21 protein-coding genes are annotated in these 26,152 nt (G+C 46.3%); 15 read left to right on the top strand and 6 right to left on the bottom strand.

What is annotated here, in order from left to right; genetic code table 11:
• Positions 1-10: 10 nt before the first annotated feature.
• Positions 11-1,381: a DNA repair protein RadA gene (radA, locus tag NH568_RS10255; protein ID WP_054014744.1), complete on the bottom strand. Its 1,371-nt coding sequence runs from the start codon at positions 1,379-1,381 to the stop codon at positions 11-13.
• A gap of 136 nt (positions 1,382-1,517) precedes the next feature.
• Here radA and NH568_RS10250 point away from each other — a divergent pair, with 136 nt between their 5' ends.
• On the top strand, positions 1,518-4,022 hold the full coding sequence (locus tag NH568_RS10250) for a PilZ domain-containing protein (protein WP_253046767.1): 2,505 nt from the start codon (positions 1,518-1,520) through the stop codon (positions 4,020-4,022).
• Between the two features lie 35 nt (positions 4,023-4,057).
• Here the strand turns inward: NH568_RS10250 and ampE are convergent, their stop codons facing one another.
• Both ampE and ampD read right to left on the bottom strand, forming a co-directional pair.
• Positions 4,058-4,942: a beta-lactamase regulator AmpE gene (ampE, locus tag NH568_RS10245; protein WP_253046764.1), complete on the bottom strand. Its 885-nt coding sequence runs from the start codon at positions 4,940-4,942 to the stop codon at positions 4,058-4,060.
• A gap of 11 nt (positions 4,943-4,953) precedes the next feature.
• Positions 4,954-5,490 (bottom strand): 1,6-anhydro-N-acetylmuramyl-L-alanine amidase AmpD, encoded by a 537-nt coding sequence (gene ampD, locus NH568_RS10240; RefSeq protein WP_253046760.1) that lies wholly within the window; start codon positions 5,488-5,490, stop codon positions 4,954-4,956.
• Between the two features lie 189 nt (positions 5,491-5,679).
• On the opposite strand from ampD, the gene nadC reads away from it, so the two are divergent.
• The 7 genes from nadC (at position 5,680) to yacG (ending at position 12,271) form a co-directional block, all read left to right on the top strand.
• On the top strand, positions 5,680-6,519 hold the full coding sequence (gene nadC / locus NH568_RS10235; RefSeq protein ID WP_253046757.1) for a carboxylating nicotinate-nucleotide diphosphorylase: 840 nt from the start codon (positions 5,680-5,682) through the stop codon (positions 6,517-6,519).
• Positions 6,520-6,919: 400 nt separating this feature from the next.
• Complete coding sequence (locus NH568_RS23985) at positions 6,920-7,375, top strand: prepilin-type N-terminal cleavage/methylation domain-containing protein (RefSeq protein WP_290444192.1); 456 nt, start codon at positions 6,920-6,922, stop codon at positions 7,373-7,375.
• Positions 7,376-7,429: 54 nt separating this feature from the next.
• Positions 7,430-8,662, top strand: coding sequence for a type II secretion system F family protein (locus NH568_RS10225; RefSeq protein ID WP_138545347.1), 1,233 nt, complete (start codon positions 7,430-7,432; stop codon positions 8,660-8,662).
• Between the two features lie 19 nt (positions 8,663-8,681).
• On the top strand, positions 8,682-9,557 hold the full coding sequence (locus NH568_RS10220) for an A24 family peptidase (RefSeq protein WP_253046754.1): 876 nt from the start codon (positions 8,682-8,684) through the stop codon (positions 9,555-9,557).
• 4 nt (positions 9,558-9,561) lie between these two features.
• Complete coding sequence (coaE, locus tag NH568_RS10215; protein WP_253046751.1) at positions 9,562-10,173, top strand: dephospho-CoA kinase; 612 nt, start codon at positions 9,562-9,564, stop codon at positions 10,171-10,173.
• A gap of 107 nt (positions 10,174-10,280) precedes the next feature.
• The gene (gene pilB / locus NH568_RS10210; protein WP_138545344.1) at positions 10,281-11,957 is read left to right on the top strand and encodes a type IV-A pilus assembly ATPase PilB; all 1,677 of its coding nucleotides are present in this window, start codon (positions 10,281-10,283) and stop codon (positions 11,955-11,957) included.
• A 71-nt stretch (positions 11,958-12,028) separates the two neighbouring features.
• Positions 12,029-12,271: a DNA gyrase inhibitor YacG gene (yacG, locus tag NH568_RS10205; protein ID WP_054014754.1), complete on the top strand. Its 243-nt coding sequence runs from the start codon at positions 12,029-12,031 to the stop codon at positions 12,269-12,271.
• Positions 12,272-12,321: 50 nt separating this feature from the next.
• Here yacG and NH568_RS10200 read toward each other — a convergent pair whose 3' ends face one another.
• Positions 12,322-12,831, bottom strand: coding sequence for a Spy/CpxP family protein refolding chaperone (locus tag NH568_RS10200; RefSeq protein WP_253046748.1), 510 nt, complete (start codon positions 12,829-12,831; stop codon positions 12,322-12,324).
• A gap of 215 nt (positions 12,832-13,046) precedes the next feature.
• Here NH568_RS10200 and NH568_RS10195 point away from each other — a divergent pair, with 215 nt between their 5' ends.
• Genes NH568_RS10195 through NH568_RS10185 form a run of 3 tightly spaced genes read left to right on the top strand, consistent with a single transcriptional unit; the run spans position 13,047 to position 16,120 of the window.
• Positions 13,047-13,733 (top strand): response regulator transcription factor, encoded by a 687-nt coding sequence (locus NH568_RS10195; protein WP_253046745.1) that lies wholly within the window; start codon positions 13,047-13,049, stop codon positions 13,731-13,733.
• Position 13,734: 1 nt separating this feature from the next.
• The gene (locus NH568_RS10190) at positions 13,735-15,114 is read left to right on the top strand and encodes an ATP-binding protein (RefSeq protein ID WP_253046742.1); all 1,380 of its coding nucleotides are present in this window, start codon (positions 13,735-13,737) and stop codon (positions 15,112-15,114) included.
• Positions 15,104-16,120, top strand: coding sequence for an alpha/beta fold hydrolase (locus tag NH568_RS10185; protein ID WP_253046739.1), 1,017 nt, complete (start codon positions 15,104-15,106; stop codon positions 16,118-16,120). The genes NH568_RS10190 and NH568_RS10185 overlap by 11 nt, the downstream gene beginning before the upstream one ends.
• On the opposite strand, the gene NH568_RS10180 is transcribed toward NH568_RS10185, so the two are convergent.
• On the bottom strand, positions 16,072-16,917 hold the full coding sequence (locus NH568_RS10180; protein ID WP_138550877.1) for a cation diffusion facilitator family transporter: 846 nt from the start codon (positions 16,915-16,917) through the stop codon (positions 16,072-16,074). The two genes, NH568_RS10185 and NH568_RS10180, sit on opposite strands and share 49 nt — an antisense overlap.
• A 252-nt stretch (positions 16,918-17,169) precedes the next feature.
• Here NH568_RS10180 and trmL point away from each other — a divergent pair, with 252 nt between their 5' ends.
• The gene (trmL, locus tag NH568_RS10175; RefSeq protein WP_253046736.1) at positions 17,170-17,634 is read left to right on the top strand and encodes a tRNA (uridine(34)/cytosine(34)/5-carboxymethylaminomethyluridine(34)-2'-O)-methyltransferase TrmL; all 465 of its coding nucleotides are present in this window, start codon (positions 17,170-17,172) and stop codon (positions 17,632-17,634) included.
• A gap of 49 nt (positions 17,635-17,683) precedes the next feature.
• On the opposite strand, the gene raiA is transcribed toward trmL, so the two are convergent.
• Complete coding sequence (gene raiA / locus NH568_RS10170) at positions 17,684-18,040, bottom strand: ribosome-associated translation inhibitor RaiA (protein ID WP_054014760.1); 357 nt, start codon at positions 18,038-18,040, stop codon at positions 17,684-17,686.
• Between the two features lie 599 nt (positions 18,041-18,639).
• Here raiA and NH568_RS10165 point away from each other — a divergent pair.
• From NH568_RS10165 to NH568_RS10155, 3 genes are all read left to right on the top strand, one after another.
• On the top strand, positions 18,640-20,763 hold the full coding sequence (locus NH568_RS10165) for a YjbH domain-containing protein (RefSeq protein WP_253046734.1): 2,124 nt from the start codon (positions 18,640-18,642) through the stop codon (positions 20,761-20,763).
• A gap of 56 nt (positions 20,764-20,819) precedes the next feature.
• Positions 20,820-21,986 (top strand): nucleotide sugar dehydrogenase, encoded by a 1,167-nt coding sequence (locus NH568_RS10160; protein WP_253046731.1) that lies wholly within the window; start codon positions 20,820-20,822, stop codon positions 21,984-21,986.
• A 273-nt stretch (positions 21,987-22,259) separates the two neighbouring features.
• Positions 22,260-26,141, top strand: coding sequence for a PKD domain-containing protein (locus tag NH568_RS10155; RefSeq protein WP_253046729.1), 3,882 nt, complete (start codon positions 22,260-22,262; stop codon positions 26,139-26,141).
• Positions 26,142-26,152 lie beyond the last annotated feature (11 nt).

Genomic DNA, 26,152 nt, shown 5'->3' with positions numbered 1-26,152 from the left:
TGAGTTTCCTTTAAAACAAGGCTTCAAGTGCATCACTGAGGCTGGCAACGGCAACGACCTCCATACCCTCAATGGCATCCTTTGGTTTATTTGCGATGGGTACAATAGCACGTTTGAAGCCATGTTTCGCGGCTTCGCGTAGTCTTTCCTGACCACTGGGTACCGGACGGATCTCCCCACCTAAACCGACTTCACCGAATACCACCATCTGGCGCTCCAGCGCATGATTCTTAAAGCTGGACACCAGCGCGGCGATTAGCGCAAGGTCGGCACTGGTTTCAGACACCTTAACCCCGCCCACCACGTTCACAAACACATCCTGATCTGCTACCTGCAGACCACCATGACGATGCAACACCGCCAGTAGCATAGCCAATCGGTTTTGCTCCAGACCGACCGTCACACGCCGCGGATTGGCCAGTTGAGAGTAATCCACCAGAGCCTGCACTTCCACCAGCAATGGCCGGGTGCCTTCCCAGATCACCATCACCAGAGAGCCAGGTGTTTGTTCTTCTCCGCGATTGAGGAAAATAGCAGAAGGGTTACTGACTTCTTTTAGGCCCTGCCCTGTCATCGCAAAGACCCCGAGTTCATTCACGGCACCGAATCGGTTCTTGTTGCCACGCAGGGTTCTGAAACGACTGTCACTACTGCCTTCAAGCAAAATGGAGCAGTCTATACAGTGTTCCAATACTTTAGGTCCGGCCAGTGACCCGTCTTTGGTCACATGGCCTACCATAATAATGGCAACCTGATTTTGCTTGGCAAAGCGAGTCAGATAGGCTGCACTCTCTCGTACCTGAGAAACGCTGCCAGGCGCAGACTGTACGTCGCTCATGTGCATGACCTGAATCGAGTCAATGACCATAATGGCCGGCTTTTCGCGCAACGCCAGTTGGCAGATACTCTCAACATTTGTTTCAGCGAGTGTACGTAATTTATTGGTTGGCAGGCCCAGTCGCTTTGCACGCATGGCAACTTGTTGCAGAGATTCTTCGCCCGTTACATATAAGGTCGACATGGTCTCGGCAAGCAAACACATGGTCTGCAACAGCAAAGTACTCTTACCGGCACCTGGTTCACCACCAATCAAAATGGCGCTGCCAGGCACGACACCGCCGCCCAATACGCGATCGAACTCTTTGAATCCAGTGGTAAATCTAGGCAGAGATTCGAGATTAACTTCGTCCAGAGTCTGAACCTTAGCTTCAACGACACCGGCATAGCCGGCCATAGTACCGGCTCGTGGGGCAGCTTTCACAGAAGGGACTCTGAACTCAGTAATTGTATTCCAGGCTTTACATTCAGAACATTGCCCTTGCCATCGAGCAAATTCCGCTCCACAATCACTACAGACAAATGCGGTTTTCTTTTTTCCCATAAAAATCAAGGCATAGTTATTGCTTAAATTAAAACTCAATTAAGCTTAGTTCAACAGTAAGCGTTAATACTGACATAAATTTGGCAAAGGCTAAAACAATAACCGGGTAAGATCTGCTGATTTAAAATGTGTACCTATGGCTGAAGATAAATTACAACAATACCAAGACTTAATAGATGAATTAAAGATTGATCTCGGCGATCCTAATTTTGACTTTATCTTCAAGCAAAAAACGGCGCAACTCAGTAAGCCTGATCAGTTCTTGCTGAAAATGGAAATGACCCGGCTGTCACAACCCGTTGCCCGCTTTATTGATCTGCGCGGTCAGGTTTCCGGTCAAGTAAAACCCTACGAGTACGAAGGCAAGCAACATTTTATGGACGATGTTGCTATTCGGGTGTTCGAACAGGAGGTCGCCCGATATGGCGGCTACACCTTAGCCGTATACGAAGCGGTCATGAACACCGACAATAATTTTAAGGTGATGCAGAAGCAGGCTGCCCAACAGCAGGATGAAGATGTCACCGGGCTGGACGTCTCTCAGGCAACCCAATATATTCGCTTTGCTTCTTATGAAAGCCGTATCGAAGAGCGGATGAACTACTCAATCAAAATCACCGTCGAGTTTGGTAACCAACGGCTGGCCAATGCCAGTACATCGGACATCTCTCTCAGCGGCGCCAAAATCAAATTGGCACCAAACTATCACCTGCATAAAGGCGATCTGGTGTCACTAAGACTGGTGGGGCTGGAGCAAGATTTTGAGTTGGGCCTGAAAAGCGGGATCCAATACGAGGTCGTCGCCGTTGAACCGGTATCCAGTGAGTATAATCATGTTCGCCTCAAGCGTACGTTTGTGGAGAACAACAGCGGCTTTGATGACTTCCTGCAAAGCTTTATTCATGGCAATAAACGACGCTATAAAATCAATCTGGATAATACAATGGATGCCGTCGTGTGCAAGGGGTATGAACAATACTACCTTCCGCGCGTCAATTCCCTGTTCGTATTCTTCAGCCAGGCCAATACCATGCTCTACCCGAGTCTGGTCCTGACAAATGAAAACAATGCACATATCAACTACTATTTTGAAGATGAACGCAAGACATCTTCCCTTTATAGCGTGTTTAATCAGCAACGTCTGGATATGTTACTGCAGCGCCCGGAACCCGTAAAAGAAGCTTTTTGCTACACCTTCACGCATGGAAAGAACGGTAAGATCTACTTTTACTCAGCCTTTGACTGGGAGCTAAAAAAGTCTGCGGAGTTGCGTGATTTGTTTATGGGCTTTGGTAGCCAAAAAGACAGCTGGCGGATTTTTAAAGTGCAGCTCATGCCCAGTCATCATGAGGATGCTTTTATTCCTCTGTCCCTGCCATCCAGTGCCGGGAAGAATGTAGAAAAGCTCAACAAGCGCCCCACCCCACGTGTACAGGGACTAATTGAGAACGTTAAATACCTGATGACCCTCAGTGATATTACCACTGAGCAGCAAACCGCTTACTATCAGGCACTGCAATACCCCAAAGAGCAGGTCAACCAAATCAAGCAGTTTGGTCACGGCAAGGCCAAGGTTCCTCCCCCACTCGAAGTTGTGGCCCTTGAGTATGTGAATCTGCGCTCGCACAAACGCTATTTATATAAAACCGCAGCCACGGTGGTGCAAGACGACGGACAAGCTTTACACGGCTACACCCGAGATTTTTCCGTAATGGGTTTACAGGTCGCACTGGAAGAAGCCACGACGCTACAGAAAGGGGATATTGTGCACCTCGACTTACCTGAGCTGCAGAAAATCACCAAGCAACACAACCTGACGAAACTCAGATATGAGGTGATGGCTGTCAATAAGGCAAAAACCATCATTAACCTCAAGGTGAATATTCTCAGTAATGTGCAGCACACAGCCATCACGTTTTTCAAGATCCTGATTGAAAGCAATAAAAATAAGCTTCAGCCCTGTGAAGAAGCACCAAGGATCCCCGGTCTGTCCCATGCACTGCGCAATATGGTGACCAAGAGTATTTGTCAGTTCCCTTTGTATCTGCACAAAGCGGCGGCCCATTTTAGAATTGGCGCAATAGGCCAGGGGCTCTACCCGACAGCACTTCATACAATTTTGCTCTCTGAAGTGTTCCATCATAACCATCAGGAATATGTCCAGACCCATGGCCTGTTACCCAGTGACTTCACTGGTGAATATCTGAGTGAACGGCTACGCAAGCAATCACGTCAGGACAAACCTCTGCAATACACAGTATTTTTACGTTTTGATCCACACGCTAAAGAACTGAAAGACGCGCTGAAAAGCCAATGTGTGGCAGCAGGTGAGTCGCTTGAGCCCTTGTTCTTATTCATCAAGCGTGCATTGAAAAAAGAGCTGCTGTTTGTGTTTCATTTGTATATATCCAAAACAGGACGCCCTGATATGGACTATCTGGCCAACGAGCTAAGATACGTCAGCCATTATGCGATACATAAAGCAAAGGGGCTCGAAGAAGCATTATGGAATGTGGCTGGAGTCTGTGACCTGATAGACATCACAGAACAAATCTTGCCGACCCTGGATGTAGATCAAAACCAGCTGGATGTGATGTCAGAGCGCAAAAAAGCCTGGTTAGCTACTCAACCAGGTACCTGACAGACCTACACTGTCAGGTACTGTACTGTATATGCCTAGCTCAGGCCGCCAAACAAGGTCAGCAAGGCAGTCAGTACTAAAAAGAAAAGGATGTTACGTTTAACCAAACGCATCATACAGGTTGCTTCGTAAGTACAGCCAAAAAACTGCTGCTCTATCTGTTCAGCAGCCAGTGCAATGTCACTCACCACTCGCCGGTTAGACGTCTCAAAGTCGAGCAGGTATTTGAGCCAACACCCGGTGCCCTGGGTAAAGTTGCCTATGATCAGGTAGCCAAAACTGGCTATTCTGGCAGGCAACCAGTCAAGCCAAAATAGTAACTGGGAGAAGCGTTGTGTATGCGTGTCCAGTGTACTGCGTACCAGTGCTACCTGAGCGGGCATGTCCTCTTCCTGACGCTCAGTCAGTGTGCTGACCAAAGAGCGCGCTGTTGCATATAACACTGCACCTGGTGCGCCCAATACAACAAACCAGAACATGACCGCGCAGTAATGCTGAAAATTAATCCACACTAAGGTTTGTCCGAATGTTTCGCCATTGCGTTCAGTTTCCGTACGCTCTTGCCCCATTTGTAATGCATAGAGCGTAACCGCCTCGGAATCACCCCGGGTCAATGCGTTGAGGTAGCCTTTGTACAGCCTGCGATAGCGTCCGCACCCAAAGCACACTAGCAATATCAGTACGTTCAACACTAACTGAAATAAGACAAAATCAGAGAGATGGAATACCACAGCAGTCAGCACTGCCGGTATGACAAACCAGATCATCACACCCAGATCAGAGCCCAAAACGCCCTTGTTGCTTAGCTGCTTTTTACTCCAGGTCAGGTACTTCGCTATATAGAAGTCAATCTGCCAATGTTCTGAGCGGGCGCCTAAACGCTCGATCACTAAAGCAATTATGATAGAAATTAACATCATGTCCGCTACTCTTATGTTATCAACGCAAAATATTTATCCCAATCGAACGCCACTCCGGGATCGCTCTTTCTGCCAGGTGCGATATCACTGTGGCCTACAATACGCTCTTTGGTCAGCTCTGGGAGCCTCTGTTGTAACCACACGGTGAGCTTAGCCAACGCCTGATATTGCGCCTCGGTATAAGCGGAAGTGTCTGTGCCCTCCAGCTCAACACCGATGCTAAAATCATTGCAGTTCTCTTGCCCGGCAAATTCAGAAACACCTGCATGCCAGGCCCGTTTATCAAAAGGAACATACTGAACAACAGTGCCATCACGACGGATCACACAATGTGCGGACACCCTTACACCACGCAGTGACTCGAAACTAGGGTGTGCCTGGCAGTCCAGTGTCCCCATAAATAAATTGTCTATATGATCACCACCATATTCACCTTCAGGCAATGAAATGCAATGGATCACCAGTAGCGAAGGCTGACACGCTGCCGGACGCTCATTGTAATGTGGTGAATGCCGTTGCAGTGCACCACAAAGCCAATTTAACTGCATGAATAGAACCACTTAGCTAATCAATATTGTTATTACCTTAGCAAGTTTGCCATACTTTCACTATGTTATTTTGACACCCAAACCCGGGTAGCTGGAAGCTGACTCACGCTGACCCTGATAAACGACATTGTCATTAACGGACTTAACACAGTAGAATTAGGTTATTGAATAACAAAGCCAAGATAGCCCATGTTAAATGAACAGCTCACCCAGCTTGTTAAGCTGGCACTTGATGAAGACCTGAATAACCAAAACGCCACTGAGGGCGATATTACCGCCGCCCTGATCCCAGCCTCACAGCAGGCTCAAGCTTACGTGATCACACGTGAAGAGTGCATTTTTTGCGGCAAAGACCTGATCCTTGAGGTGTTCAGACAAGTTGATCCCAGTGTTCAGGTAAATGTACTTGTCGCAGACGGAGACAGGTTGCAGCCAAACCAACGTATTTTTGAAGCAAAAGGCAGCGCGCGTGCTATCCTCACAGCAGAACGTACCGCCCTGAATTTTGTTCAAACCCTCTCTGGCACAGCCACTTCCACAGCACATTATGTCGCGGCATTGGCGAATACTAATACTCAGCTGCTGGATACTCGTAAAACCATCCCGGGCCTGCGCGCTTTGCAAAAATATGCCGTTACCTGCGGTGGAGGCAAAAACCATCGTATCGGGCTGTTTGATGCTTTCCTGATCAAAGAAAACCACATTGCCGCCTGCGGCGGAATTGACAAAGCCGTTGCACAAGCCAGACATAACCATCCGGACAAACCGGTAGAGGTTGAGGTTGAGAACCTGGATGAGCTGCAGCAAGCGCTTGCAGCCGGTGCCGATATCATCATGCTTGATAACTTTACCGTTGAAGACATTCAAATTGCCGTTAAACATACTGCTGGTAGAGCTAAGCTGGAGGTGTCGGGTAATATGACCTTAGATAAACTGGCGACGTATGCGCAAGCGGGAGTTGACTACATTTCCAGCGGCGCATTGACGAAACACCTCCAGAGTATAGACTTATCTATGCGCTTTGAGTAACAGGTGTAACGGCTTTGTAAGAAAATACAGAGCCGGTTCGTTGACAAGGTCAAGAAAACTCTTTTTAATACGAACAAATAATTAGCATATAAATTATTCGTGTTCTTGATTTAATGCCAGCTCACCGTATTAACAGCTGTTATATAAAGGTGTAGACACCACGGATGATCGCGGGCGAACAGAAAAAAGACCTAAACTGTCATAGTAATGTAGTAGACTATAAAGGACTATTCATTATCATTGACTAGGCCAAAGTAATGACAATCTACTTTGATTTACAACAAATTGGCGATAAGAAGAACGACCTATACTGGGTCTAAACTCTGAGAGCACAGATTTAATAAACCCCTGGTGTGAGTGGTTGCTGGCATCGGGTCTAACATCCCTTAGGAGACACATCATGACGCAAAGACAACAGGGTGGTTTTACCCTTATCGAATTAATGATTGTAATCGCAATCATTGGTATTCTTGCTGCCGTTGCACTGCCGGCATACCAGGATTACATCAACCGCTCTAAAGCATCTGAGCTATTAGCTGCATCGACTATGCCTAAAGCCTGTGCGACAGAAACCGCTCAAATCGGTGGCAACCCGGCTGTCTGTGACGACGACTTCGACGGCACTCAGTATGTCACTACCCTGACTGTAAGCGCCGCGGGCTTGATTACTATCACAGGTCAGGCTGACATGGCAGGTCTGGTTGTGACACTCACGCCAATTAATGGCGCTGATGGTGAAGCGGCAGAAGCCGGTGACTTCACTGCTGGTTTCCAGATTTCCAGCTGGCAATGTAACGGCACGGTAACTGGTAACGCACAAGCGAGCTGGTTACCTGCAAGCTGTACGACTAACTAATAGTTAGCGCTCAATTATGCAAGAGGGGCTCTCCCTCTTGCAGACTCATCGCATATGAATCAACCCGACAAAAATTCTGCCAAGGTCGATACCTTTATCTGGGTCGGCGTCAGTGCCCGTGGCAAACGCCTGCAGGGCGAACTCACCGGAACCAGTGTGGCGCTAGTAAAAGCGCAACTTCGCAAACAGGGTATCACCCCCTCTAAAGTAAAACGCAAACCAAAACCTTTGTTTGGTTTGAGCAGTACCCAAAAAATCACCCCGAAAGACATTGCTGTTGTCACCCGACAAATTGCAACTATGCTGACCGCAGGTGTGGCTTTAGTACAGGCACTAGATATGATTGCGTCCGGAGCGAAAAATAAAAGTGTCAGTAAGCTGATCACCCATATTGCAGACGAAGTCAAAGCAGGTCAGCCGCTGGCAAAATCGCTGCGCAGCCACCCAAAGTATTTTGATGAATTATATTGTGACCTGGTTGAATCGGGCGAACAGTCCGGTGCATTAGATCGTATTTTCGACCGGGTGGCGTTATACAAAGAAAAAGCTGAAGCACTGAAATCAAAGATCAAGAAAGCCATGTTTTACCCCATAGCTGTGTTGTCAGTTGCCCTGATCGTGACCTCCATTTTATTGATTTTTGTTGTGCCTCAGTTTGAAGAAATTTTTACCGGCTTTGGGGCTGAATTACCCGGCTTTACCCTGATGGTGTTAGGTATTTCTGAGTTTATGCAGGAATACTGGTGGCTGTTCCTCATCGGGCTGGGCGGAAGTGGTTACGCCTATAAAGAAGCACTACAACGCAGTGCCGCTGTGCGCCACTTTAACGACCGCATGGTGCTGCAGATCCCGGCAATTGGTGAGATCCTGAAAAAAGCAGCGGTTGCTCGCTATGCCAGAACTTTGTCTACCACCTTTGCCGCGGGTGTTCCCCTGGTAAATGCGTTGGAATCTGCCGCAGGTGCATCCGGCAACATTATCTATAAGAACGCTATTTTAGACATCAAAGGCGAAGTCAGCTCGGGTAATCAGATGAACTGGGCAATGCGCAATTCCAGAATTTTTCCCGACATGGTCGTACAGATGGTGGCTATTGGTGAAGAGTCCGGTGCACTTGACAGCATGCTGGCAAAAGTCGCCAGTATTTATGAGCAGGAAGTAGATGACGCCGTAGATGGGTTATCATCACTGCTTGAACCTATGATCATGGTGATCCTGGGCGTACTGGTTGGCGGCTTGATTGTTGCTATGTATTTGCCTATATTCCAGCTCGGCACCGTCATTTAACAATAAAAAAGACTCTATTATGCAAGAAGTTTGGCACCTCATGGAGCAGCAAACCTGGTTTTGGTTGCTGACCGTCGCTCTGACCAGCCTATGTATAGGCAGCTTTCTAAACGTCGTAATTTATCGTTTACCCATCATGATGCAACGCGGCTGGCAGGCAGAATGCAGAGTGATTTTATCCCAGGAGCCTGAGCAGCCTGAGCCCGCCCCCTTTAATCTGATGACGCCGGGCTCAACCTGTCCTAAGTGTGAGAATAAAATTAAAGTTCATCACAATATCCCCCTGCTCAGCTGGTTATGCTTGAAAGGGAAATGCGCATACTGCGACACCCCTATCGCCAAACGTTATCCACTTATCGAATTACTCACAGGGGTTGCGTCAGTCTGGCTGGCCTGGCATTTTTCCGCAACACCACAGGCACTTGTCTACTTACTTGTGACTTGGGTACTCATCGCCCTGATTTTTATCGACATTGACCATATGTTACTACCCGATCAGCTGACCTTGCCCTTACTCTGGTTTGCGCTGCTGGCCGCCGTATTTGGTATAACCGTCACGCCTTCCCAAGCTATCATTGGCGCGGCTGTCGGCTATTTGAGCCTGTGGAGTATTTACTGGGCTTTTAAGTTACTAACAGGAAAAGAAGGGATGGGGTTTGGTGATTTTAAACTGCTGGCGGTATTTGGCGCGCTCATGGGATGGCAGTCCTTATTGCTGATTGTGTTGTTGTCCAGTGTCGTCGGTGCCGTGATCGGTGCCACTCAGCTTGCCATGCAAGGAAAAAACAAAGCCACACCTATCCCATTTGGCCCTTACCTCGCCATTGCCGGCTGGCTGACCTTGTTATATGGTGAGCAGATCAGTCGCTGGTACTTTTCGCTATTAGGAGCTTGATGCGATGGCTAAATGGATCTTAGGCTTAACAGGCGGAATTGGCGCCGGTAAAACAACAGTATCCGATTTTCTGAACCGATTAGGGATTGTCGTTGTGGATGCAGATATTGTCGCCAGAGAAGTTGTTGAGCCAGGTAGCGACGGGTTGGCTGCGATTGTTGAGCATTTTGGAGAGCTGATACTGACAGCAGAAGGCACGCTTGACCGCCAGGCCTTACGCAAAACCATTTTTAGCGATGAAAAGGAAAAACTCTGGTTGAATAGCCTATTGCACCCGATGATCAGGGCGCAATTATTAGCCCAGTTAAACCGCGCCCAGAGCGACTATGTCATTCTGTCTGCCCCCTTATTGTTTGAAAACGGACTTGAACAATACTGCGACAAAACGCTGCTTGTCGATGTCCCCGTCGAAATCCAGATTGCGCGAACCTGTAAAAGAGACAATAGTCCGCAGCAGCAAGTTGAGCGCATCATAGAGGCACAAATGAGCAGAGCCGATAAACGCGACAAAGCCGATTTTATTCTCGATAACCACCAACCTATCGAAGCAATGCACAAACAACTGAGCACATTGCATCAAACCTTTTTACAACAGGCTGCGGCAAATCATGCTTGATATGCGTTGAACAGATTCTGGCATAGCCCGGATCGTCATCAATTCTCTACCCGCATCTAAGCATTTTTGCTACATTTAGTGTAACTCGTTGAAGTCTTAAGAGCATTATGGAACATCACTCGCCATTACTGAGAAAGTTTATTACCCTTGGCAAACTCACTGCTGAGCAGGTTAAAGCCAAACAAGCCGATGCCCACTCCACCGCTGAACTTATTTGTCTGTGCAGCGGCATGAGTAGCCAGGAAATGGCCGAACAATGCCTGGATCTTTTCAGAGTCCCCTACTTTGATCTGAGCGGTTTTGATATCACTCAGGTACCAAAAGAGCTGGTTAAGGAAAAGCTGATCCGCCAGCACCACCTGCTGCCGCTGGTTAAAAAGGACAGAAAGCTCTTCATTGCCACGTCAGATCCAACAGACTACGGGGCATTTGAAAACTTTGAGTTCAGCACAGGTTTGCAGTGCGAAGTTGTCGTCGTAGATTACAAACTGCTCGATCAAAAAATCGATCAGCTCTTTGATGACAATAGTAGCTTGAGCCTGAGTGAAGACGAGTTTAAGGAATTCGCCAGTCTGGATGTCGAAGACGAACCCAAGACTCAGAACACAGACGAAGAAAAAGATGATGCTCCAATCATTGTCTATATCAATAAGATTTTGATGGATGCGATAAAAAAAGGGGCCTCGGATCTCCACTTTGAACCCTATGAAAAAAAGTATCGGGTACGTTTTCGTATCGATGGCTTGCTACATGAAATGGCCAGTCCCCCTCACGCATTATCCAGCCGCTTATCAGCTCGTATCAAAGTTATGTCGCATCTGGATATTGCAGAGAAGCGCAAGCCACAGGATGGCCGTATTAAACTGAAAATCTCGGAGCGCAAAAGTATTGATTTTCGTGTCAGTACACTGCCAACCATGTGGGGCGAAAAAATTGTAATGCGGATCCTGGATTCATCCGCAGCAAAACTGGGAATCGATGCACTGGGGTATGAAGCTGACCAAAAAGACATGTATCTCAATGCCCTGGAACAACCGCAAGGGATGATACTGGTCACGGGCCCTACCGGTTCGGGTAAAACGGTTTCTCTTTATACTGGTCTGAATATACTTAATAAACCAGAGCGCAATATCAGCACCGCGGAAGATCCTGTGGAAATCAATCTCGAAGGGATCAACCAGGTTCAAATTAATACCAAAGCCGATATGACCTTTGCCAACGCACTGCGGGCATTCCTGCGTCAGGATCCCGATGTCGTTATGGTTGGTGAGATCCGGGATCTGGAAACGGCCGAGATTGCTATCAAAGCTGCACAAACAGGTCACCTGGTGATGAGTACTCTGCACACCAATTCGGCTTCAGAAACCCTGACCCGACTGCTCAACATGGGTGTCCCCGCCTATAACGTAGCAAGCTCAGTGAGCCTTATCATTGCACAGCGTCTGGCCCGGCGTCTTTGCCCTAAATGCAAGGAACCAGAAGATCTGCCAGCAGAAGAATTGCAACGCCAGGGTTTTAGCGAGGAGCAGATAAAAAATATGACGGTCTATTCACCCAAAGGGTGCGATCACTGTACTGATGGCTATAAAGGCCGGGTGGGCATTTACGAAGTGATGAAAATCACACCAGAGATCTCTCATGCAATCATGGATGGCGGAAACTCTCTGGAAATCGCGGAGCTGGCTGCCAAGCAGGGCTTTGCGAACCTAAGACAATCCGGACTTAAAAAAGCAGCAGATGGGATCACCTCACTGGCGGAAGTGAACCGGGTAACCAACTACTAAATCCCGGCTCCCCCGTGACTGTGTGAGAGCTGCACAGTACAATAGAGTAAAATAGTTATGCTGAGGTGCTTATGCCTGTATCTGTAAAATGTCCTACCTGCCAGGCCGCCGTCGTCTGGTCGGCGCAAAGCCCACATCGCCCTTTTTGCTCGAAGCGCTGTCAACTCATTGATTTAGGAGAGTGGTCAGAAGAGAACAATAAAATCTCAACGCCACTTAACAGTGCGGATTTATCGCCTGAAGCAGCACGGGATATGGTGGAAGATCTGGAAGCCTTACTGGCCAAAAACGACGATAGTTTTTTTAAAGACTAACTTATACAACGACAAAGCCCGAATAAATAGTTCGGGCTTTGTTCAGTGGTTCAGGATGACTGATGTTGGTGATGCTTTTTCCCCATCCGTTTATGGCGCAACTCCTTGAGCTTATCACGCTGCTCTTCGGTCAGAATGTGATAGACCTTATGCTGGGTTTCCAGTCTGATCAGCATCATGTCACGCTTTTGAGGCTGAAATTGCTCCAATAATACCTGTGCCTGTGCTTTGTCGAACTGCTCGGCCTCGATCAATGCCTTAAATGCTGTGTGATGTTCTCCTTTGTCTCTGCCACCACGCAGTGACTTAACTTGCTCCTTCTGAGCATCGAAAATACTTTTTAGCTCAGCTTGCTGGCTTTCAGTCAGTGCCAAATGCTTTATCGCACGTTTTGATAACAACATGCGCCCCATTGTTTGCATCGGTTTCATGTGCTTTGCCTGAGCATGCGCCTCAGCCTTATCGGTATCAGCTAAAACCGTGCCACTGCCAGCCATAACCGAAGCCAGCAATAATGCTTTTAAAGTGTGACGAATTTTCATCTTAGTGGGTGTGTTCATAATAGCGTCTCCTGTTAAGTTAGGTTCAACTTTAGCAACGCCAGAGCAAAGCAACGTCAAGGCTGTGTAAAGTTTTGTCAAGAGCTGTTGCAGCCCTCACACATCCAGCGTTTCGACATCATTCCCAGAGCGTAAAGAAGTGTAAAGTCAGTCACCTTACTTATATAGTAAGTAGTAAGGTAAGATAGGCGTGAAAAGAGTGATTGAGTAACAGTATGAGTGCGAAAGTACTGATAATAGACGACGATAGAGGCCTGTGTGAGCTTCTGCAAGACTATCTGCAAGGCGAAGGGTTTTGTGTTGACACCGCCCATACGGGCCCTGTGGGACTGGATATGGCGTTAGACAGGGAGTTTGATGTCATCCTGCTGGATGTGATGCTCCCCCAGTTGGACGGCTTTGAAGTGCTCAAAGCATTACGTGCAAAAAAAATGACGCCCGTGATTATGTTGACCGCCAAAGGCGATGATTTTGACCGGATCTTCGGGCTTGAACTTGGTGCTGATGATTACATCCCAAAACCATTCAATCACAGAGAATTACTGGCAAGGATCAAAGCCATTACTCGCCGCGTCGCCCATTTACTTCATACCACGACCAGTCCCCGTTTCGAATGCCATGAGCTTGCTCTGGATTTATCCTCACGCACCGCGAGTATTAAGGGTATACCACTGCCATTGACAGGCACTGAGTACGAGATGCTCCACCAGCTTATGAAATCTGCGGGTCAGACCGTGACTAAACAAACTTTGTCTCAAGCTGTGCTGGGTCGCCCCCTGGCACCCTATGACAGATCTGTGGATATGCATGTCAGTAATGTGAGAAAAAAAATCGCCGTACATAGTGCACATACCTATATCAAAACCTTACGAGGTTCTGGCTATATTTTTCTTAAGGCTTGAGATGAGGAAGTACTTACTAGTAAAAATTTTCCTATGGTTCTGGGGCACAATTGCTGCCACGCTGTTTATGCTGATGAGTATCAGTCTGTTACAGCCAGACATACTGGAAACACGCCAAATCAGTCCTGCTATGATGAAAAACATGCATCACTTGAAACGTAGCATAGAACGACGTGCACAGAGCCGGCCAGGGCAGGAACTGAATACCTTGTTACCTGGGCGTCATCGCAACCACGGTCCGAAAATTTACTTACGTCACAGTGATGAACAGCTCAGTGTTTTAAGCCATGCCGCACTTCAGGAGTGGGACTTATCTTTGCTGAATTTTACCACCAGTTCGCAACCACAAGTTGTTGATACCGAACGTTATCGGGCCTATGGTCCACTAGATATCCAATTGCATGGAGAAACATATCAGCTGTTTCAGCTGATGGACCACCGAGACCCGCATATTCTGACAAAGATACGGATGCTACCTAACTGGGCTAAGCTCTTGGTATTAATACTGGCAAGCTTCGCATTTAGTCTTTGGTTTGCACGCGGACTGCTCAAACCTGTGCGTCAGCTTCAACAGGCTGCCGCTTCCCTCGCTCAGGGGAAGCTCGATGCACGAGCAGGGATAAACTTTTCGCGCCAGGACGAATTAGGCCAGCTGGGTAAAGATTTTGATCAAATGGCGAGCCGCCTGCAAGCTCATGTGACACAACAAAAACGGTTACTGGCTGATATTTCTCACGAATTGCGCTCTCCCTTAACCAGATTACAGATGGCAAACGGCATTGCCAGTGATAAAGCCCCTGCCCCTTTGATACCGTACTTGCAACGCGTTGAAAAAGAGGCACACTTACTTGAGCACATGTTGAGTGATATTTTGCAACTGTCCCGACTCGAATCTCAGCAACTGGTGCTCACCCCTCATCCAATTTCGCTGACAGAGTTATTAGAACCTATCCTGGATGATGCCAAATTTGAGGGCCAGCAACTGGGTAAACAGATTGAATGGCAACCATTGCCCGACATCACCCTGACAGTCGATGCAGCGTTACTCAACCGTGCATTTGAGAACATCCTGCGTAACGCCATCAAATACGCCAATAAACAAGTAAGCTTGACGATACAACGCAGTGACGATCAACTCACTGTCACGATCAGCGACGATGGCCCTGGTGTCAGTGACACTATGCTGGAAAAACTGTGTATCCCCTTTTTCAGAGCCTCACAAGCACGCACCCCTGATGGTGCAGCAGAACCCGGTGGATTCGGACTGGGGCTGGCAATTGCGCAGCACGCTGTAAAAGTGCATCATGGCCACATTCAGTTTAGTAACCATAGTGGCCTGCGTGTTACCGTAACGCTGCCAACAGGCAATCATGTATTATAGCGAAAGCACACACTTAACGGACAATCTGGTTCATATCCAGGCGCACTGGCAACGCTGCCAAAAAGGTACATTTTCCAGTGGGGTAGGACCACTCTTTTACGCCAGCCATATTCCGGACCGGGCAAAATTTGCGGTTGTTCTGGTCAATGGCCGTATTGAATCGGCGCATAAATATCAGGAGTTAATGTGGGAGCTCGCCCGCAACCAAATCGCCGTTTTTACCTTTGATCACCCAGGTCAGGGCCTGTCTGGGCGCTTCCTTGCCAATTTGCATATTGGCTATATTGACACTTTTACACAATATGGCGATTGCCTCGATGCCTTTATGCAAGAAGTGGTCACCTCACAGTGGCAAGGTGACACGATGATATTGGCACATTCAATGGGGGGAGCGATTGTATGTGATTATTTGTCCCGCTTCACAACTTCTGTTAAAGGTGCATTTCTCAGCGCCCCCATGCTTGCGATCAACACAGCCCCTTACCCTGCCTGGTTTGCGCATGGCGTTGCATCTACAGCGTGCCTGCTGGGATTGGGGAAGTGCTATGCGATTGGTCAGGCAGACTACCAGCCAAAAGCCTTCGAGGACAATGAATTAACCCAGTGTAGACACCGTTACGCATTATTCAGGCAACTCTACCGTGATAACCCGGGATTACAGCTGGGCGGTGTCAGTTTCCGCTGGCTTCAGCAGGCACTGCAATTTACTCGAAACATCGAGCAGTTACAGATAACACTGCCGCTGAGCATCGCCAGTGCTGAGTATGACAGTATTGTCTGCTCAACAGCGCAAGAACAGTTTGCACAACGTCAAACGCATTGTCAGATACAGTCCTATCCAGGTAAACACGAATTACTTTGCGAAACAGACACCATACGACGTGCTGTACTGAACCAGTTTTATACGTTTGCCGAACAACTCCTTGGCTATCAGGCGTCTCTCAAAAACATCACCAATTACACTGCGGATGAGTTTGGTGACACTGACAGTGACACTGGGTCCTGATGGATCAGGATATCCATTTCCGACTCAAAAGCAGCTTTAATATGTGCCACGACTTCATCGCTGATCTCATGCGCACGAGCCAATGGAATATGGTCATCCAGCTCCAGATGCAACTGTACAAACTTCACTTTACCACTTTGCCGGGTGCGCAGATCATGCACCCCATACACCTCTTCATGACTGGACGCTAACAGGATAATTTCCGTTTTTTCTTCGTCAGGCAGCTCTTTATCCATCAAATGATCCGCACTTTCTCGAGCTATTTCCCAACAATTGTATAGCAGATAAGCAGCAACACCTATCGCAAACAGGGCATCGGCATGCTCTACCTGCCAATGACTCAACAGTAACGCCGTCAACACGGCCAGGTTAAGCAGAATGTCCCCTTTATAATGCAAAGAGTCTGCTTTTATCGCAATTGACTGGGTTCGCTTAACCACATGATGCTGCACAATGACAACAGCCAATGTGCACCCCACAGCAAACAGGCTAACCCACACCCCCAACAGGCTATGCTGAATTGCAACCGGGTTAAACAGGCGTTCAATACCATGGAAAGTGAGTAAACACGCTGAGCCTGCAATAAATGCTGCCTGACCGAGGCCTGCCAAAGCTTCTGCTTTACCATGACCAAAACGATGATCGTCGTCTGCAGGGCGGAGCGCATAACTGAGCACCAAAAAACTCATCATAGAAGCACTGACATCAAGTAAGGAATCCGTCAGCGACCCCAACATAGCTGCGCTGCCAGACGCCAGCCAGGCCCAGGCCTTCGCTGTGATCATTAATGCCGCCATTGCGAGCGTAAAAATGCTGGAAAATCGAACTAAAAAGTCATAATTATGGGACACTTATTACCTCAACAACCTCGTAAAACTCCTGTTTAGGCTTATCTTATAGTGTAAGTCATCAAAATGAAAAATTAGTGACGCCGACATGCTAAATATTGGCCAGGTATTTGTCACCGTAACGCACAAAGGCTATACACTGACTTTTAGCCTCCCCACCAGATGCGCTATACTGCGGGCAATATTATTTTGAGGTTATCCATGTTAGACATCGTATTGTATCAGCCTGAAATTCCCCCTAATACAGGCAACATTATTCGCCTGTGTGCAAACACAGGGTTTTCGTTACACCTGATTGAACCTCTGGGTTTTGACTGGGACGACAAACGCGTCAGGCGCGCCGGTTTGGATTACCATGAATTCAGCGAAGTAAAACGTTACCCCTCTTTGGATGCATATCTGCAAGAGCGCAAACCAAATAGAGTCTTTGCCTGCACGACTAAAGGCACCCGATACCATCACGAACCAGACTATCAGAGCGGTGACTGTCTGCTATTTGGACCTGAAACCAGAGGCTTGCCAGAAGACTTGATTTTCTCTCTACCGGCAGAACAGCGTCTGCGGATCCCAATGCGACCAGACAGCAGGAGCATGAACCTGTCAAACGCGGTATCCGTTTTTGTCTATGAATCGTGGCGTCAAATGGGGTTTGATGGAGCGGTTTAAGACCTAATATAAATGAAGCCACCGGCAGGTGGCTTCTTTAAACTTATCTTTAATTCAGGTTCATTTCCTGAATAATCTCGTGGGCAATAGGCGGAGTCGTACTCACAGGTTTTTCATGTTTGTTAGCCTTGAGCTGACCTTTTCTGTGTTTTAGTGCCGCATCTAACTTTTTAGCTGCATTAGCAATGGCCGGATACATGACGTCGTCCTCTCCTCTTACAGATATCCGGGCGCCTGAATAATTGGTATTGATCTCAGTATAAAATTTCTTGTGTTCCTTACTGACTATGACATCTATCGACAACAGCGACGGGAAATGGTTAGCTACTTTGGCAAACTTTTCATCAACGTGTTGCTTTACGGCTTCTGTCATATCTACATGGTGGCCTGAAAGGTTAATTTTCATAAGCGCTCCCTTTTGTTGTTTACCTATTACTAAGTATTGGAGCGAAAGACACAATTCTCAAGCCCTACATTCAACTTTTTTGACAGATTTATAAATATTTGATGTAACGCAAGGTATGTAACGTAAAACACCTTGATTCATATGCAAATTCCAAGCAAAACAGCATTAAAGAACTATAACCCCCTTACGGACACCTGCTGCATAAGTGCATAAGAGCTTTCTATCAAGCTGGGGGTCTCAGCGCGGCACCAAGTTTTTCTGGCTGAGGACACCAAAGCTGTCATGTGAAACATTTTTAATTTGAATAACGCAAATAGCCGCAACCGATACTACATAACGATTCTAGAAAAGATCTTAATTCCATGTACACTATGTCTGCACACAGTCACGACTCGTACTCAAATAAAATCTTCATAGCCGATCATCTCAAATCTTTACCGTTAACTGATTACAACTCCAATTTATGTTAAATTGGCAATAGCTTTGATATTTTATGTGCATTATTTTGGGGGATTTTAAATTCATCACTTCATTTGTAAATGTCACATGTTATATTAACGGGCAAAATACCTTAACGATTTCTAATTCGGGCTTAAAGGATGTCTAAACAGTCTTTGATACTTGCAAGTAGTTCAGCAATTTTTTCTCTATCTGTATGTGCAAATGAACCCCCTACCGTCTACGAATCATTCGCAGGATATAGTGGTGTAATCAACACACCTAACGCAGAAGTAAAACCGCGTGGAAATATCGGGGTCAGCTATAACAACCAACTAGATATGAGAGGGGATAGATATGAAGATGGCTACAATTATATCTTTTCAGCAGGTATCTGGGAAAACCTAGAAGTCAGCGGGATGATTGCTGCCAGTAGTATGCATGACAACATGTTTTCCCAAAGGGTTATGGGAGAGGATCCTCTGAGAGATCTCTCATTCAATTTAAAGTATGCAATCCCCCTAATCCCAAAAGACTGGTTTTCACTCGCCGTTGGCTCAAAAGATGTTGGCGGTGCCTCAAACAAATACAAAACTCACTACATTGCCGCTTCAAAAGCTCTAAATAACTTCAGATTCACCTTAGGTGCCGCCAGCAGCGAGCGCGCAACAGGTCAGATGGACGGTATGTTTGCAGGCGTTGAATGGCAACTTTTCCCATGGCTTGCCTTGCAGTCTGAATATGATGCAGAGGCATTCAACACAGCAGTTAGAGTGAGCGTACCTAAAGAGTGGATATTCAATACAGGTGAGTTAACCTTTACAGGCAAAATACACAGCGACACAGACCACTCAGCCAAGGATACCTATTGGGGAGTTAGCTACTCGTTGCCTCTTAGCTCACAAAACCGAAGCCAGTATCAGGACATTGAACCAGCTCCTTTTGTTGCTCCGCCAACTCCTCGAGCGGAGCGCGCGCAACCAAAAGCAACGCACGGTCAGGTAGTAGCAGAAAAGACAAAGACAAAGACACATTCAGCTACACCTTCAGAACGCGCCAGTGAAGAGCCTAAGTTACTTAACGATTCTCTCAGAGCTCTGCGAAACGCCCTCATTGAAGATGGCTTTGAATCGGTCTCAATTGGGTTCAATCATCACCCTCATATTGTTATACACTTCGAGAACTCTGTATTCAACCGTAATGACCTCGACGCCTTAGGTCTCGTTTTAGGACGCGCTGTTGAACATATAAATCTGAAAGACGCGCAAGTGTCAGTCCAACTTAAGAAGCACGATATACCATTGCTTGCAGTGGTAACTCAGCTAGAGTCATATCGTCAGTTCGTTGCAACAGGGGCGAGCCCATCACTTAGAGTAAACCAAGGCAAACTTGAGCCAGTTCCCGCTATCGCATGGATCGAAACATCGGCCAATAACTCACCTTATCTAAAGCCTCGTTTGACGCTGGGGCCCGCTCTTTCGTCTACATACGCTACAGAGCTGGGCGTATACGACTTCTCTCTTGCACTACGCGCTGACCTAGAAGTCCCATTGTGGAAAGGTGCAGGAGTTAATATCACCGCCCAAACGGTCGTTGCAGATACAGATGATTTTGAACCAAATGACACCTTCGAGGGGAGAAGGGAGCAAAACGGCCTTGAACGTGCAGTATTTTATCAAACTTTTGACCTACCCTTCGGATTCTACAATCAAACTCAGATAGGTATTTTCAGAGAGTATTACGACTATAACGCCATAATCAACGAAACAGCTTGGGTCAGTCCCTCTGGAAGACATAAGATATACAACAACTATGGTTATTTTGACTATGCAGATTATGACGCAGACAGAGAATACCATGTTGTTGGTTATCAATATCATTGGGTAGAACAGGACATTACCTTCCACGCTTCAGGTGGCGAGTTTTGGCGAAAAGACAAAGGCCTGAAACTCGAAACAAAGTTCTGGATTGGTGATAGCTATATTTCTCTTTTCGCGTATGACACAGATGTCCGGGTAGCGGGGATCTCGTTTAGTATTCCACTGACTTCAAGAAAAGACATGAATGTCACACAGTATGGCCAAGTCAAAGGTAACCAAGCGTGGCGTCATAGTGTCGGAACCCGCATTAGTGAGGATCACAATAAGTTGGTTTATAAAAAAGCTTATATACCAGAGACTTCAATTAGCTTAGATCGAACTTATTTTAACCAAGGTCGCATGTCTAGCAGTTACGTATATGCGAACTTAGCTCGATTGCGCGAAGCTTATTTGAGCTTCAAGTAAATCTTGAGTAGGTTGAATAAGTAGGATAGTGGAATTAGGAAATCATTGGAAAGAGTATGAGAATAACCATTGTAGGAACTGGTTACGTTGGCCTATCAAATGCCTTATTGTTGGCCCAACACAATGAAGTGATCGCTTTAGACATAGACGAAGATAAAGTTGCATTATTACAATCAGGAAAGTCACCTATTGTTGATGCGGACATCTCTGACTTTTTGCAAAGTGAAAAGCTGAATTTTTACGCCACAACGGACAAAAATAAGGCACTGCGAGGTGCTGAGTTTGTCATAATTGCAACACCAACTGATTATGACCCGACTACAAACTACTTTAATACCAGCTCGGTCGAATCTGTAATTGATGATGTGTTGTCAATTGCCCCCGACGCGGTAATGATCATAAAATCAACTGTTCCAGTTGGTTTCACCAAAGCTATTAATGAGAAGTTTGGCGTCAACAACATTATTTTTTCTCCTGAGTTTTTGAGAGAAGGCAAAGCCCTGCACGACAACTTATACCCATCGAGAATCATTGTTGGAGAAAATAGTGAACGTGCAAAGGCCTTTGCCCACCTTCTGATCCAAGGCGCAAGAAAGGAGTCCGTTGAGACACTTTTTACAAACGCAACAGAAGCTGAAGCTATCAAATTGTTTTCAAATACCTACCTAGCGATGCGAGTTGCTTATTTTAATGAGCTGGATAGTTATGCTGAGTCTCATGGCTTGGACAGTAGGCAAATTATTGAAGGCGTTGGACTAGATCCTCGCATTGGAAAACACTATAACAACCCCTCCTTTGGCTATGGAGGTTATTGCTTACCAAAAGATACCAAGCAGCTTCTGGCAAACTACAAAGATGTGCCAAATAAAATTATTCAGGCTATTGTGGATGCAAACACAACCAGGAAAGATTTTATTGCCGACTCTATCATCAGCAAATCACCAAAGGTCGTTGGTGTGTACAGACTCGTCATGAAGTCAGGTTCTGATAACTTTAGAGCATCGGCCATTCAAGGGATCATGAAAAGAATAAAAGGCAAAGGTATAGAAGTAATTGTTTACGAGCCAAGTTTAAAAGCAGATGACTTCTACAACTCAGAAGTAGTCCAGTCCATTGAGGAGCTCAAAGAACGTTCGGATGTGATCATTGCTAACCGAATGTGTGACATTCTCGCAGATGTCAAAGACAAAGTTTACACCAGAGACTTGTTTGGCAACGACTAACCCCCCGCTTCATCAAACAGAACTTTAAGGTTATAGACTGCCCCCCACAAGCAGTCTATAATACCAATTGTGAGAACTTTTAATTCAATAATACTAAAAAAATAATCATGTTTGCACTCTAAGAAAGGGAACTCCTAGTGTTAGCAAAAAGCCTCGTCACCTCACATCAAAGAGGCTAACTATACCGCTCTCATCAAAGTATCCCACTATTAGTGCATTTAAGCTGCAACGTTATTAATAAGCCCAAAGCACATCTACAGATAAGGAATGCTCATGCAATTTGCAACAAAATCTGTTGTAGTAGCGGTATTGAGTGCTGTGACAGTAAATGTCTCGCTCGCATCAACCTTAAAGCTACAGACTACTTCCAACCCTTTCAATGTGGTTGACTCACAGGACTTGACTCCTAAGGCACAATCCACATACATAACGTCATTCGAAACTTCGGATTTCCCCGACTGGATTCAGCTTCCAGCCGATTCACCTTGGGTCCGTACTCAGTCACAAAGTTCAGACGGCGCGTGGAGTTTACGCTCTGCCAGCCTGAACGCTGGCGAATCGAGTACGTTCAAGATACAAGGCGAGTTTAAGCCGGGCTTTCTTGTTTACGACTTTCGGCTTCAAACCTCCGGCACTGACAACTTTCGTATCACATACAATAATACGCAAGTAAAAACACACAACTCTGATATTCAGCAGTTTTGGCTATCTGACTCTTTTCAGTTTACAGGCAGTGGTTATGCTGAGCTTGAATTTAGTTTGACAGCACCGCAAGGACAATTTAATACTGACGTGGCTTGGGTCGATAATATACTTTTTATCGGTGAAGATGATCTGAGAGATACTGATGGTGACGGCCTGCCAGACTATTGGGAACTAAAGTATGGTTTAAATCGAAACAGTAACCAGGACTTCGATACGGATCCCGATGGCGATGGCCTAACCGCACTGCAAGAATACCAATTAGGTACAAACCCTAAACACAGTGATTCGGATAACGATCAAATGGGTGACTACTATGAGGTCGAAAATAACTTAGATCCAACAAGTGCGCATGATGCCACACTTGATAACGACACTGACGGTTACACAAACCTGCAAGAGTACTTTGCCGTTAGCGATCCTAACGACAGCACATCAGTCGCTCCAACTTATACGAGCTTTTTTGAAAATTTCTCATCACCGGAAAGACCGAGCTGGTTAAGAGAGCTAGCCGACAACATTACCCCTTGGTATGTAGTTCCAGGGCAGCCAAAAGGCTGCTTCCGTGTTCGGACTCACTGGAGCCCGGGTGCGAGAACATCAGGGTTTGCTATTGCCGGTGAGTTCAATGGAGGGACAATATGGTTCCAGTCATGGATCTATCAGACCCGAAATTTCGTCGTGTACGTCAATGATATTGAAACCTTAAGAGTGAACAACAGAGAGCATTTTGCCGGCTCACTTCAGAAAGTCGATATCCCTGAAGGCTTTAATGTCATCAAATTTGTTGTAGATGGAAACCCAAGTAACTCTCCCATCACTAGTATGTGTGTGACAAACCTTCAGTACTTTCAAGAAGTACCACTTGAGCAAGATTCTGACGAAGATGGCGTCCCAGATTATTATGAGCTCATGCATGGTATGAATGGTGTTGTAGATGATAGTGCTGAAGATTTTGACCGTGATGGCGTCAGTAACCTGATCGAGTTTCAAATTGGCAGCAACCCAAACTCAGAAGATTCAGATCTTGATGGCATTCCTGACTCCGAAGACGCTCATCCCGCAGATCCGGATAAAGGTGAAAACCAAGCGCCCGTGTTCGGCGAACTTGAACCGTTATTTATAGAAGCCACTTACGAAGTTACCAATATAATTGAGGCAGCCGGCCCCCTGGTCAACGTCACCGATAATGGTAACCTACCTGTCAAGCTTTGGGTTGAAGGTGAGAGTCAGCTCGGCTTAGGACAACATAAGGTGACATGGATAGCCGTTGACCATGTCGGCAATAAATCTAGTGCATCACAGATAATCACTATTGCAGATACAACCCCCCCCTCCCTTAGTGATATCGGAGAGTGGGAAGCATACAATAAAACCGATCTACTGACTTCGCTTTCAGGTTACTACAAAGATGAGATTGACAAACGCAATTATCAATTCGAATTTTATGATGATTTTGAAATGCGTTATGGTGATGTATTACTTCCCCTACGCGTAACAGACAGCGCAGGAAACGTCCAGCAAGCTCAAATAAAAGCCTATCTCAAGCCCTACCTGAAGCTGGACGACATAACCTACTTTGACTTTAACGGCGATCTGACTCTCAAACTTGAGGTACTCGGCCAGCCTAAGGACATACACACAGAATTGCGAGTTAAAGTTGGAAGAAAAACAGTTCCTTTGTTCACAAGTCGTATATGGCCTTATATGTACGTGACGCTGCCTGCAGGTTACTTACTAGATGACGCGGAAATCAGAATTGATAGAGCATCTGGGCTCGGTGTTACAAATGGTCCGGTTCGATCCAGGCTAAGATATATTGAAGAAAGTAATGATATGCCAGTGCATATGGAAATCACTCAATTACAAAACAGTGAACCTGTCGCCGTAGGGGTTAAAAACGAGCATCAGGTATGGTTCCATATCTATTTTGAAGATCCTAACGGAAATGACGTTTACACGCTAACAACTGAACATGAGTTGGGAACAAATGGTCAACTCTTCCGTATTGAAGATCACTACTGGCGCTTCCAGTTTGACCCAAGAGAAGTCCAGTCTGATGCTGCCACTGTTGTGTTCAATGCCTCGAAAAAAGGCCAGGAGAATACGGTACACCTGTCTAAGCAAGTTACTATAAAACTGATTGACGCTGCCCCTACTTTTGACGATGACTCGACGGACACCGATGGTGACTGGGTCACAGACTATGAAGAAGGTATTCGTGACATAGATGGAGACCGTATTGTCGATTACCTTGACCCATACTATAACAAGACCATTGCTCACCTCAGTGATAATACAGTGGTAACCAGTCAAGATGAAAGAAACAGGGTTCAGCTTGGACTGACAAAGGTTATATTTAGTGAGACAACGCCAGTTAATATGTCTTTGACATCTAAAGAACTATCTGACTATGCAGCTCATGCTGGGATCTACAACCCTCAAGACCCTTACTTTCTTACTTACAGCGATACTGCCAATGTGATGATATCTTTGCACCCTGAAAGCGACACGGCAGCTATCACCTTACCAGCAAAGCAGGGGATCAACGACCCAGCTTTGCTTGTCAGAGCCATGACAGGCACAGGCTGGAAGACACTCGGTCATAAGATTGATAACACTCTACAGTGTGAGCAGTGTGTTGGTATTGAGATAAAAGATGGCAGCGAGTTCGATCTCGATGGCAAAGTCAATGGACAGGTAGAGTTTATCGCTAGAACGGCCACATCTTCCAATAACCGCGCTCCAGAACTCGTGATCACGGTACCGGATAGCATCGAAGAACTTTCCAGTATCACATTGGATGCATCTCAAAGTACAGATCCTGATGGTGATGAATTAACCTTCAGCTGGACCGTTAGATTACCAGGTGCCCAGATAACGACTGATGAAGACAGTGCCAAGGCTGTATTGTCAGTTCCTGAGCTTACTCAGAGTGAAACAAGTACCTTAATTATTAACATCAATGACGGGTTCTCAACGACAGACTTTGCGTATGATATTGAATTCCTAAACGTCAACAAAGCACCTGTCATAGAGCTTAGTGAAAACCTAACAGCTAACGAAGGCAGTAATATCAAGATCAATGCACAAGTCACAGATTTAGATGGAGACGCCATAACCTACCTATGGACACAAACGGCAGGAAAAAATGTAGAACTAATTGACAACACTTCTGCGACATTATCGTTTGTTGCCCCCACTGTAGACACCCAGACTGTATTGAGTTTTCAGTTAAGTGCCTCAGATGGGCAGCTGACTGTAAATGAACAAATCAATATTACAATTGAAAATAAAAGCACTGATGGCGACACACCTGACTCCAACGATGGTGATGATGGTAGTAAGACACCTGACCCAGCTCCTGACTCAGGTTCTGGTGGCGCGTTATCGTTACTATTCTTAATACTTAGCACCATAGTGTTAACAAGAAGAAGAGCTTACTCAGGGTAAAACAATACGCT

The organism is Pseudoalteromonas sp. XMcav2-N (assembly GCF_024124545.1).
In the GTDB taxonomy this organism is placed as follows: domain Bacteria; phylum Pseudomonadota; class Gammaproteobacteria; order Enterobacterales; family Alteromonadaceae; genus Pseudoalteromonas.
This window is presented reverse-complemented; position numbering and strand designations above follow the sequence as displayed.